Below are 13,004 nucleotides of genomic sequence, written 5' to 3' on the forward strand. Positions count from 1 at the left end.
ACAAACAATGATCCCCGCGCATGTTAAGTGAAGAAACAAGTCATGCGTATGTGTAATCATTTTTGGGAATCGAATTGTTATGTATTACGTCTTCTTATAGTGTCACTATTTCACACTATTTGCAATTGTGCTTGCGATGTTTTGTAAACTTTCCATAGTGTATTCATTTTGGTGTGATTTCCAAACAGCACCGAAACCATCGTTTTCACCGTAGCGTGGAATTAAATGAAGGTGGAAGTGGAACACAGTTTGTCCAGCTTTTTCACCGTTATTGTTAAGTAGGTTAAAGCCAACTGGATTAAACTCTGCTTTCATTGCATTTGCGATTTTTGGAACGACAGCAAAAATGTGTGATGCGATTTCTGGCGTTAACGCAAAAATGTCTTGTTTGTGAACTTTTGGAATAACAAGTGTATGTCCTTTTGTTACTTGACTAATATCTAAAAATGCAAGTACATGTTCATCTTCGTATACTTTTGAGCAAGGGATTTGCCCGTCAATAATTTTACAAAAAATACAATTATCCGCTGTATGATTCATCGATCTCATCCTTTCAAATAGCCTTAGCCGTATTTTACCATAATTACATAATAGAACAAACACGAAAAACAGGAAGCTGACTCAGCTTCCTGCTTTCTGAAGATGGATTGAAAAAGCATTATCGTAATTTACGTTTCGCAGACACCCCATTTATTTAAGAAATGCATGGTAAATCGGCTAAAGTTTCTGCCGTAGACACCCCATTTTCAAGTGAAATGAATTGCAATCTTTTTTTAAGGAAATTGTTTATTTATAAAACAGTATATGCTCTTTCGGAGACACCCCGTTTCTAAAATGAAACAAATAATCTGGTTATGTGTAAATTTCTTTGTCCAACATGGACACCCCATTTCATGATGACTTACTATGTTGTTGTACTCATCAATTGGTGGTTGCTTTTTCAATGTGTTCCTTCTTCCTTAATTATGATGTCCGCTTTCGTAAAAATATATGCGAAGAAATTTAAATTTTTTTTGAGGACATCGAAACTATGTAGGATCGTGCAATTTTTGGTAAGATGAATGTAGAATGAATACTAATGAAGAAAGTGGTGTCGTATGAGCGAGTTATTGCGTGTAGAAAAGGTTACAGGAGGATATACGAAACGCCCTGTACTAAAAGATGTTTCGTTCTCTGTTAATAAAGGCGAACTTGTCGGCTTAATCGGTTTAAATGGAGCTGGTAAAAGTACGACGATTAAACATATTATCGGTTTAATGGAACCGAAAAAAGGAACTGTCACAATTAATGGAAAAACGATTCGTGATGATATGACAGCGTATCGTTCTAGTTTCTCCTTCATTCCGGAAACACCGGTATTATATGATGAGTTAACGTTAGAAGAGCATTTGAAGTTAACAGCGATGGCGTACGGCGTTGATGAAAAGCAATACGAAGAACGTGTAGGACAACTACTGCAAGAGTTTCGCATGAAAAATCGTTTGAAATGGTTTCCGTCTCATTTCTCAAAAGGGATGAAGCAAAAAGTAATGATTATGAGTGCATTTTTAGTGGAGCCATCTCTTTACATCGTAGACGAACCGTTCGTTGGGCTCGATCCGTTAGCGATTCAATCACTCCTTCAAATGATGGATCAAATGAAAAAGAGCGGCGCAGGTATTTTAATGAGCACACACATTTTAGCGACGGCAGAGCGTTATTGTGATTCGTTCATTATTCTGCATCAAGGTGAAGTAAGAGCGAAGGGAACATTATCTGAACTGCAATCCGAATTTCATATGCCAGGTGCAACGTTAGATGATATTTACATTGCGTTAACGAAGGAAGAAGATTATGAATAGCACAGCATTGTGGAAAGAACGATTTCGACACTTTTTAAAAGAAGTTCGTACATATAGTAAATACGTATTTAATGATCACTTGAAATTTATTTTCGTGTTCATCATCGGTGCGGGAGCGTATTATTACCAGCAATGGTTACAAACGTTAACACCTTCGTTTCAGGCTGCACTCGTGATGGCCATATTAATTGGACTCGTTTTAACAGCTGGATCCATTCAAACGTTATTAAAAGAAGCAGACCTCGTTTATTTACTGCCAGTTGAAGAAAAGTTAAAGCCTTACTTCACAAAGGCATTTCTCTTTACGTTTATGATTCAGTTATACATAATCGCAATTGTAGCGGCAGCGCTTGCCCCGTTATATTTCCAACAAATGAAACAAACAGGTGCAGCATACATATGGCTCGTACTTGCGTTTGTCATTGTAAAAGCGTGGAATTTATTCGTAGCGTGGGAAAAGTCATTTTTAACAGATCAAAATATACAGAGAGCCGATTGGTTCATTCGATTTCTTTTAAACGGATTATTTGTTTATTTCCTTGTAGAACGTACTTCCGTTATGTTTATTGGTGGAATCGTTCTGCTCATGGCGTTATACCTTGCGATCCTGCATCAAATGGTGAAGGGAAAGCCGCTGAACTGGGAATATTTAATTTCTGAAGAAGGTAAGAAGATGATGCTGCTGTACCGCATTGCGAATATGTTCGTTGATGTACCAGCATTAAAAGAAAGAGTATCCCGCCGCAAATGGCTTGATTTCATTCTTTCGATAATCGGAGAAAAGCGTACGTATTTATACTTATATACGAGAACGTTCTTACGATCGGGCAACTATTTTGGATTATATGTACGCTTGCTCGCTCTTGGAGGAATTATTCTTTACTTCATTCCGTTTTTATATGGACGATTTATCGTAAGCCTTATTTTCCTATACTTAATCGGTTATCAGCTATTAACTTTATGGAAACATCACCGCATGAAGGTTTGGCTTGATTTGTATCCAGTAGGGGGAGAAGAGAAGAAGAAAGATTTCCTTACTTTATTAAATGCAATCCTCATTACTGGTAGCATTATCTTTACAATTGTATTTCTACTAGCGACGAAAGATTTCATGATGACGGGAATTTTATTAGTCGTAAGCATAGTATTTAGTATCGGTTTCGTTTATCAATACGGTGCAAAACGCATTGAGCGCTTAAATTGAAAGGAATGAACCTATGATTACATATGAAGAAAAGGTTATAAAAGAATTGGAGCGGTGGAAAGCTACATTCATGAAAGATTCTTCTATGATGACACGGTTCTCTAAAAAAGTGCAGGTGAAAGTGCAACAACTAGTGCCCGCGAAAGTGCAAAAGGTACTAACAGAAACGATTCGGATGATGGTGCAAACAATTAGTGCTGGATCAAACTTCATAAAACCGAAGCTAAAAGAAACGAACTGGTCACTGCAAAGACGTGACGATGAAGTACGTAAAAAAATAGATGAGTACAAAAAAATAGCTGCAGCAGAAGGAGCAGGGACGGGCGCTGGTGGTATTCTTCTTGGCCTTGCTGACTTTCCGCTTCTACTTACGATTAAAATTAAATTTTTATTCGATGCAGCGACATTATATGGATTTGATACGAGTAACAAAGAAGAGAGGCTCTTTATCCTTCACGTATTCCAGCTTGCCTTTTCAAGTGATGATCACCGAAAAGAAATATGGAAAGCGATTGAAACGTGGGATACAGTAGAAGAAAATCATATGGACTGGGAAAAGTTCCAAACAGAGTACCGAGACTATATCGATTTAGCGAAGATGTTGCAGCTCGTCCCGGTAATCGGCGCCCCGGTCGGTGCGTATGCGAACTATCAATTACTGCAACGACTTGGAGAAGTGACGATGAATTGTTATCGTATGCGGTTATTGAGTAGGAATTGAGTTGCTTTACAAAAAGAAGGCATTCTAAATTACACATTTAGGATGCCTTTTTTTATTTCACTTTATTGTATTCATAGAAAATCAATAGGAACGTACCATCATAGCAACTTTTAAACATCTAAGCTTGCTAGTGATGTGACGTTATCCCTATCAGAATATTTTTGTTAAAGGGTTGACCCATCAACCCGATTTATTATATGTTATAAAAGTAAGAAAATTCAATCAATTATAAGTGGAAGAAAGGAGAGCATGGATATGCCAATTATCCATATGAAGGGTTAAAAACTATTGGAATTCATTTTTAGTAAACCATTATTACATGCGGAGGTAGAATATGTTAAGACGTCGAGCTGGGTTGAAAAAACTGGTAACCGTGTCCTTATCAGCGGGTATGCTGTTTTCTATGCTTCCAACAGCATCTGCTACTACAATTAAAAAGAATTACTCCATTAATAACGTTTCTGATAATCAAAGCTATAAGACTATAGGCAAAATTACTAAGGTTTCGAAAGAAGGAAATAACGTATACTTTGACTTGAACACAGGTGAAAAAATAAAAATTAACTTTCTAAAAAATAATGTTTTTCGATTAAATTTGGACCCAAAGGGTGTTTTTGAAGAATATCCAACTCCAAATAAATCTGAGCATGAGACGAAAATTATCGATAAGAATGTTAGCGATTACAAAAAGGAATACGGATCGATTGACATTAGGGTCGATGAAAGAGATAACAAGGTCTATAAAATATCTACTAATGCTTTGGAGTTAAGAATAGATAAAGATACCTCAAAGATGAGCCTGTACGATAAAAAAAGAGCGAAGATTCTTTGGAGTGAAAGTGAACCGCTAAAGCATTCGAACGGAAGTACAGTTCAAACCCTCGATACAAAAGAAAGTGAATATTTCTACGGTGGAGGTCAACAGAATGGGTTTTATGCCCATAAGAATAATTCTATAAATATTGCAGTCGGGGGAGGTTGGGATGCAGGAGCTGCATCAAGTCCAGTTCCTTTCTATTTAAGCACTGAGGGCTACGGAGTCATGCGAAATACTTTTAAGCCGGGCGTTTATGATTTTACCAAAACATCTACCTTTGCACACAATGAAGACAGATTTGATGCTTATTATTTTGTAGATGATTCCATTCCAAACATCATTAACGAATATACAGAATTAACTGGGAAACCAGCCCTTATGCCAAAATCTGGTTTCTATTTAGGGCATGCTGACTGTTTTAATGGAACTCATAATGGTCATAAGGATCAACGAACACTCCTAGATAATGGATTAAATACAGTAAATCAATATGCAGAGAATGATATGCCTTTAGGATGGATATTACCAAATGACGGCTATGGATGTGGGTATGGCGGATTAAATAATTTGGAACAATTTGTTGATAAAGCAAATGACCAGAAAGTAGAGGTAGGTTTATGGACACAAAGCAGTCTTTATCCAGATCCGAATTTACCTGGAGATAGTCCGTTACGCAGAGACCTGGATGGGGAAGTAAAAGCAGGTGTAAGAGCAATAAAGACAGATGTTGCATGGGTTTGGGAAGGATATTCCATGGCCTTAAATGCCACACGACAAGCAGCAGAAGGAATTCAAAAAGCAGAGAATTCGGGTGGCGCACGTCCATTTGTTATTTCGCTAGATGGATGGGCTGGTACTCAGCGTTATGCTACATTATGGTCAGGCGACCAATATGGCGGTAATTGGGAGTACATAAGAATGCACATCCCTACTTACATTGGCGCAGGTTTATCAGGAAATCCAAACGTTGGTTCAGATATGGATGGTATATTTGGCGGAGATCCAAAAGTACAGACACGTGATTTCCAATGGAAAGCATTCACTCCTATTCAAATTGATATGGACGGCTGGGCATCGGGAGGTAATGATTACAGTAAGTCTAAAAATCCATGGAATTATGGTGAACCTTATGCATCGATTAATCGGATGTATTTAAAATTGAAGTCACAAATGATGCCTTATATATACACGATTGCTGAGGAATCTACATCAAAATCCATGCCGATGGTTCGAGGGATGATGTTAGAAGCTCCGAATGATCCGTATGCGTACGGGACACAAACACAGTATCAATATATGTGGGGGCCAAATCTATTAGTAGCACCAATATATGATGGAAACTCTAACGATGCTGAAGTAAGGAACGATATTTATCTTCCAGATAAAAATCAAGTTTGGATCGATTATTTTACAGGTGAGCAATATCAGGGAGGTTCGGTCCTTCATAATTTTAAAGCTCCACTATGGAAGACCCCTGTATTTGTTAAGGCTGGTGCAATTATTCCAATGGCACCAGAAAATAATTCTATTAATGAATTAAATGGTTCGGAAAATAGAATATTTGATGTTTATCCATCGGGAGAATCAGAGTTTACCCTATATGAAGATGATGGTAAAACTGTTGAGTATAAGGAAAAGAAAAATACAACAACGAAGGTCACTTCAAAGGTAAGCAAGGAAAAAGCTGTTATCACTGTCGATACTGCAAAAGGAAAAGGCTATAAAGGGATGGTTAAAGACAGGGGCACAGAAGCGATTGTCAATACGCGTGTAAACCCAAAGAATGTAAAGGTTAAGGTTGGAAATAAAGATGTTAAATTAAGGAAAGTTACAAGTGAAGAGGAATATAACAAATCAGAAAACGTGTATTTCTATAATGAAAGTCCAAACCTGAACAAATATGCTACAAAAGGCTCAGCGTTTGAACAGACTGAAATTATTACATCACCAAAGCTTTATATTAAAGTAGGAAAAACAGATATCACGAAAAATAAAATAACTTTTACAGTAGATGGCTTTGATAATACTCAAAAGAAGGATGTAGTAGATAAAGAAGTACCGACTATTCCATCAGGGCTTAAAGCTGATGAGGCAAACATAACAGATAGAGAGATTAAATTAGATTGGAACAAGGTTGACGGTTCGAATCCAACATATGATTTAATGATTGATGGTGTGGTTCATACAAATGTGTTTAAGTCAAGTGACAGTGGGCAAGCGCCATTCTATCTCCATACAGGTCTAACATCTGATACAGAACATTCTTATAAAATAAGAGCAACAAATACAAAAGGATCATCAGGCTGGAGTGATGAAATCAAAATAAGAACAAAGCTTGACCGATACAGAAATGTCCCTAAGGATATGACTGCAAAAGCAGATAGTGAGCAGCCGGGAGAAGAAGCATCTCTAGCTGTAGATGGGAAGGATGAAACAAAGTGGCATACTGCATGGGGAGATTCGGGCAATAAACTGCCACATACATTTGAGATTGATATGAAATTAGCTTATGAATTAGATAAGCTTGAGTATATGCCAAGACCAGGTGCGGGGAATGGTACGATATTAAAATACAATTTAGACGTAAGTCTAGATGGAAAAACTTATAAAAACATCATTACTGATGGAACATTTGAGAGAAATGACGAAACGAAAGTCATTGATTTTCAAGGGAATACTACTGCAAGGTATATTAAGTTGACCATCACAAACTCTGTAGGCGGCTTTGGAAGTGCAATGGAATTCAGACCGTACAAAAAGGATAAAACCGTGGGAACGGTTGTTGGTGAAAATATACCAAATGGAAAAATTGATGAAGATGACCTTCTCTTCTTTGCAAGCTATATGGGTGTCGATCAAACTGAAGCTTGGGAACAGGTTTCAAAGGTGGATATTAATTTCAATGGTGTAATAGACGCATACGATTTAATGTATGTAGCATCACAATTGGGTCAAAAGCCACTTCAAGCAACAGGCAAACCGATTGCCGGATTATTGGATATTAGACCTAGTAAGAAGGAGTTAAAAGCAGGAGAGGAATTTTCAGTAGAAATAATAGGTGCAGGATTAAAGGATATTAATGCATTCAACTTAGAACTAAAACTAGATCCTAACAAATATGAATTAGTGAAAGAGTGTAAGCCTGACGGGACTTGCGGTGCAAATATTGTTTCGGCTTCCAATGAAACTGCTAATATGTTGAACTATTCTTTACTTGCGGGGATCGGAAAGCCTGAACAACGAATTATGGCTGCATTTTCTAACAAGGGAACACAAAATACATTAGAAGGTACAAAGACATTAGCCACGATTAAGTTAAAGGCTAAGAAAGATATTAGTTTTGATATGCCGATAACAAGATCATTACTGATTAATACAGCCTTTGATACTATTGATAAAATAGGAGAGGTTTTAAATCCTGGCCAAGAACCTGGAGAGGTGGAACAACCACAAGAGCCTAAGGAACTACAATTATCAAATAAAGATATGACGGTTACTGGTGAAGGGGAAAAGATGCAGGACGGTGCACTAGCTTTTGCCAACCTTATTGACGGTGAGATAAGCGAAAGTTCATTGGCGGAATTGAAATGGAGTCTCACTGGAAATGAAGGGATTTCACTACCGTTACCCGTAGATTTCAACTTTACTAAACCACAAGAATTGACTAAATTTATTGTTTATAATCGTCCGCAATATACGAATGGCAAAATTAAAACATTAAGTGCCAAAGTATATACTGAATCTGGAAAAGAGTATGATCTAGGTGCAAAAAGTGTTAACTTCGACGATAAATCAGTAACTTTCGATTTAACAGCGGCTGCTATACCTGCTGGAACTAAAGTTACAAAGTTATCGATTAACTTTGAGGAATCGCACAGTGGGCCTCTTATGTTGTCTGTTGCAGAGGTAGAAGTCTTTGTAAAGAATCCTGCTTAGGTAGAGAAAATAAATATCTCTTATTATCTTAATGGTGTTAGGGTTAACCCTAACACCATAATCTTTATTATGATTGGGGAGAAAATTAAGATGTATATGAAAAAGATGCTGTCGCTGTTCGTATCTACTGTCATTGTGGTGAGCGTTATACTCCCGATTGGCAGCAACTCAAGTTCAACAAAAGTTTCAGCTGCCGGGTCAAGCTTTGTAAACATAGCAAAGGACAAAGTAGAAATTGGAAATGATGCAATCACAAGAGTTATTGATGTATCCGATTCCAAGTTGAAGACAAAAATAGTCTCTAACAAAAGAATTGGAAAGGACTTGGTTCCTGAAGGAGGTTCGGAGGATTTTGCCATCCATTTGGTCTCCGAGAAGCAAACATCTGAAGAGCCGCCAAAAGAGAAAAATGTACAAATTCCTGATGCGAACAAACCGAAAATACAGCTTGACAGAACAAATTGGACGGCAACAGTCTATGATTCTGTGGGAAAAGCCAAAGATGGTGCAACCATGCTGGATGGCGATAACAACACTTACGTAGATTTTTCGGATGGAAACAAGACATGGCCATATGAAGTTGTGATTGACTTAAAGGAAGACAAAACAATTGGATCGTTTGGCTATCAAAAAAGGCCAGGATTCCAAGGCCAGGCATATGGAATCAATGGAACAATAGGAAAATATGAAATCAAGGTTAGTAGCGACGGGGAAAATTGGGTAGATGCAGGAACGGGAGAATTTTCGTCAAAAGACTTTAACCTACACAAAGTAGATAATCTCTACAATGTGGGAGATATGGTCTATGGAAATTTAACAGGGGCGAAAACAGCAAGATACGTAAAGATTGTTCAATTAAGTGGTGCATTAACAAATGATATTTCATTTACCGGTGCTGAACTTTACCTGTTTGAAGATACCGTTCGACAAGATAACAACAATCCTGGAGACACTAATAAAGGAATGATTAAGTCAAGTGAATTAACGATTAAACAAGTAAATGAAGAAAAATACAAAACGGGGAAACGAATTCAATTCGTGTTTGAAGAGTATGAAAAGTATAACTCGGTATGGACCATTAAGTACAACGTATTTGTAGAGGACAATGCCCCTTATTTAAGAAGTAATCTTGAAATTGCATCTTCAAATAAAGATATCACCTTCGACTATATCGATGTGGATCAATTCGCACTGCCCAAAAATGTGGAAGGACTATTCCATCACCCGCCGCTAAAGGATATTTCCTCCATGTGGATTGGAAAATATGAATTAGTTTTGGGGCAGCCAATTTATGCAAATGGTATGTTCTTTGGATCAGAATTTCCTGCCTCAGACACAGATGTAGTAAATAACACGATGCAGGTTCGATATTACTCAGGCAAGAATTTTAAAAAGCTAGCAGAAGACAAGCAGCTCAATACGGATGGAAGCTTTACGACTTGGAATAGCGTCATGGGCGCTGCAGCTGGAACGGATAAAGACGTTGTTCAAACTGACTTTTTTGCCTATATCAATGATATTGCTACAAAGACGGAATTCCGAAAGCAATATAATTCCTGGTATGACAATATGATGGATATTACAGATGAGAGTATCGCTAATTCATTCTATGGTACGGAAAAAGAGTTGAGCAAAAATGGCGTAGAGCCTTTGGATTCTTATGTTGTAGATGATGGCTGGAATGCCTATGAAACTGTTAATTCCACTGGACAGGAAACGAAAGCGCCATATGATAACCAAACTGGGTTCTGGGAATTCAACAACAAATTTCCTAATGAATTATATCCGGCAAGTGATATGGCAAAGAAATTTGGCTCAACGTTTGGACTGTGGCTTGGCCCTCAAGGCGGCTACAATTACTTTGGCGGGTTTGCCGAATTTCTTGAAAAGAATGGCACAGGACATGTGACCAATGATTATTGGAAAAGCGTAGACGTAGGCTCCAAAACATATGTAAACAATCTGACGAAGATCTTTTTAGATTATCAAAACAGATTTGATATTGAATATTGGAAGCTAGATGGATTTGCTGTGAGACCTTCAGCCGATAAAGACAATCAGCACATGGTTGGCGGCGACCACAATATGTATTATACATCAGATCTTTGGGAAACATGGATTGATACCTTTAAATCCATGAGACAAGAAAGGGAAGAAAAAGGCAGGGGTCTATTTTTAAACCTTACCTGCTATGTAAACCCAAGTCCGTGGTTGCTGCAGTGGGCAAATACGATTTGGATTCAAGACTCCGGTGACAATGGATTTTTGAGCACCTACGGTGGAACCCAGGCAGAACAAATGATGTCATACAGAGACAATGTTTACTTTAACATTTTTAAGAAAAATGATCTGCAGTTCCCGTTGAAAAATGTATATAATCATGACCCGATTTACGGAGTTTCTGCAGGGATAAACTTTACCGATGATGATTTTAGAAATTATTTGATGATCAATGCGACAAGAGGAACGGCATTCTGGGAATTATATTTTTCACCGAGTATGATGAATGATGCTAAATGGAGAATAACAGCTGATGTATTGGGGTGGGCCGAAAGTCATTCAAAGACGCTTGAAAAAGCAAAACTATTTGGGAAGCGGCCAGATCAAGGTGGAGTTTACGGCTATTCGGCTTGGAACAGTGGCGAAGGAATTGTTTCATTTAGAAATGCCAGCAATAAAGAACAAAGCTATACGTTGACATTAGATAATACTGTAGGTGTTCCAACGGATTTAGATAATGCAAAAATGGTACAGACTCTGCCAAGAGTTGATGAAACCAAAGTGGAGAAGATGAGCTATGGCGATACGTTAACAGTAACCCTAGCCCCTCATGAGTCAAGAATCTATCAAGTTACCAGCAAAGATCAGACACCTGCCAAGGTTATCTCTGTAAAGAATACAAAAGAGAATACTGTGCGAGTAAAATTTGATCAGAGGATTCAGAATCCAACTATCACTGTTAATGGGAAGCATGCAGATGCCACTATTTTGGAAGATTATCGATCCATTGAGGTTAGCAATGCTAAACAGATTGGTAAGGAAAACAAAGTAGACATTAACGTCGAAAACATCTGGGGTACTCCTACTGTTACCAAGAAGGATTTCCACGGGTACGAAAATGGCTATGCGGCAAAGCTGTTGGAGAAAACGGATGTTGAGAATGGAGAAAGCTTGGAGACTTTCCATTTTGAAAAAGCAAATATTGATTTGTACAGCATCAATCATAAAGAATATAAATTTAAGAAACAAATTCCATTGGTAGGAACAGACGACTTTTCTATCTCATTTAAGTTTAGATCTTCAGGTAATAACCAAGTCATTTTAAACCAGGAAGGTGCCTATTCTATTGCGGTTGACGAAAACGGATATCTCAACTTTACTGTAGGAGACGATGTTGTCAATTCAAAGACGAATGTAACGACTGTTGCTGAAAAGGCGAATGGAACTTTTGGAACGACAGAATACAAACCAACGACAACAAATGAAACGGTTAAGGGGAAAGTTAACGATGGAACCCTGCATGATGTAAAGGCAGTTAGAGAAGCAAATGGGATGATTAAGCTGTATTTAGATGGAGAACTCTTGTCATCAAAATACGTTAAAGATAGATTCTCATTGCCAAAAGGAAAAATCACCCTCGGCAGTAAAAAAACAAATCTGCAGATTGCAGATGTAGAAATTAGAAATGAAGCGGTAGCGTATGATGAGGCAAAAAAATCTTATGAAGATCTTAATTTAACGCCTGGACGTAAGGAATTGGACAGAACTGGATTTAAGGCATCTGCCGATTCAGAGGAGCAAAAAGCCGGGGGAAATGAAGGAGCGGCAACTAATGTATTAGACGGGAAAACCTCTACATGGTGGCACACGCAGTACAATGGAGCAAGCCCTATAGCACCTCATTGGTTAACCATTGAAATGCCGGAAGTTAAACCTGTTGACGCTTATGAGTATGTAAGCAGAGACGGAAACGGTAACGTGAAAAAGTATGAATTGCAAGTTTCGGATACGAATGACGATGGCAGCTGGAAAACTGTGAAATCTGGAGAAATGCAGGATGGCGGAAGTACTTTAATTAAGTTCGATCAACCAGTTGAAGCCAAATTCTACAGATTATACATCACGGAAACATATGGAAGTCCGGCTAATACATTTGCATCGGCTGCCGAAATAAAGTTGTATAAGTACAATGAAGGAGCTGCGGATTTTTCAAAATTAGCCGCTGCTTACCAAGAAATGACTCTTTTCGATGATAAGCCTTATTCAAAGAAAAGTTTAGATAGCTCAGGATTTAATGCTTTAAAGGATAGAGTTGTAAATGTATATAAAAATCCTAATTCAGCACAACCGGAAATAGATGCAGCGTCTTCTGATTTCACACAAAACTTTGCGGCTATTTTATCCAGGTTGAAGCAAAAAGGCCAATAAAAACTTTAGCAGCTCCAGTAGCGAAAGGTTCATTGAGAGAAGAGAAATCTATAAGAT

The 13,004-nt window shown here is 37.9% G+C and carries 6 protein-coding genes; 5 read left to right on the forward strand and 1 reads right to left on the reverse strand.

The annotated features are described in order from the left end of the window. Positions 1 to 105: 105 nt before the first annotated feature. Complete coding sequence (locus COE49_RS18705; protein ID WP_088232645.1) at positions 106 to 540, reverse strand: HIT family protein; 435 nt, start codon at positions 538 to 540, stop codon at positions 106 to 108. A 557-nt stretch (positions 541 to 1,097) separates the two neighbouring features. Between COE49_RS18705 and ecsA the strand changes: the two genes are divergently transcribed. The 5 genes from ecsA to COE49_RS18735 all read left to right on the forward strand — a co-directional run bounded on the left by ecsA (position 1,098) and on the right by COE49_RS18735 (position 12,947). Beyond that, entirely contained in the window at positions 1,098 to 1,841 is a 744-nt protein-coding gene (gene ecsA / locus COE49_RS18715; protein WP_098253350.1) for an ABC transporter ATP-binding protein EcsA, read from the forward strand. Beyond that, on the forward strand, positions 1,834 to 3,045 hold the full coding sequence (gene ecsB / locus COE49_RS18720; protein WP_088232643.1) for an ABC transporter permease EcsB: 1,212 nt from the start codon (positions 1,834 to 1,836) through the stop codon (positions 3,043 to 3,045). Before ecsA ends, ecsB begins: the two co-directional genes overlap by 8 nt. A 13-nt stretch (positions 3,046 to 3,058) precedes the next feature. Continuing rightward, entirely contained in the window at positions 3,059 to 3,766 is a 708-nt protein-coding gene (gene ecsC / locus COE49_RS18725) for an ecs operon protein EcsC (RefSeq protein ID WP_088232642.1), read from the forward strand. A gap of 391 nt (positions 3,767 to 4,157) precedes the next feature. Then, entirely contained in the window at positions 4,158 to 8,519 is a 4,362-nt protein-coding gene (locus tag COE49_RS18730) for a discoidin domain-containing protein (RefSeq protein ID WP_255294753.1), read from the forward strand. 90 nt (positions 8,520 to 8,609) lie between these two features. After that, complete coding sequence (locus COE49_RS18735) at positions 8,610 to 12,947, forward strand: discoidin domain-containing protein (RefSeq protein WP_170952786.1); 4,338 nt, start codon at positions 8,610 to 8,612, stop codon at positions 12,945 to 12,947. The last annotated feature ends 57 nt before the right edge of the window (positions 12,948 to 13,004 follow it).

It is taken from the genome of Bacillus sp. AFS029637 (assembly GCF_002584985.1).
GTDB lineage: Bacteria > Bacillota > Bacilli > Bacillales > Bacillaceae_G > Bacillus_A.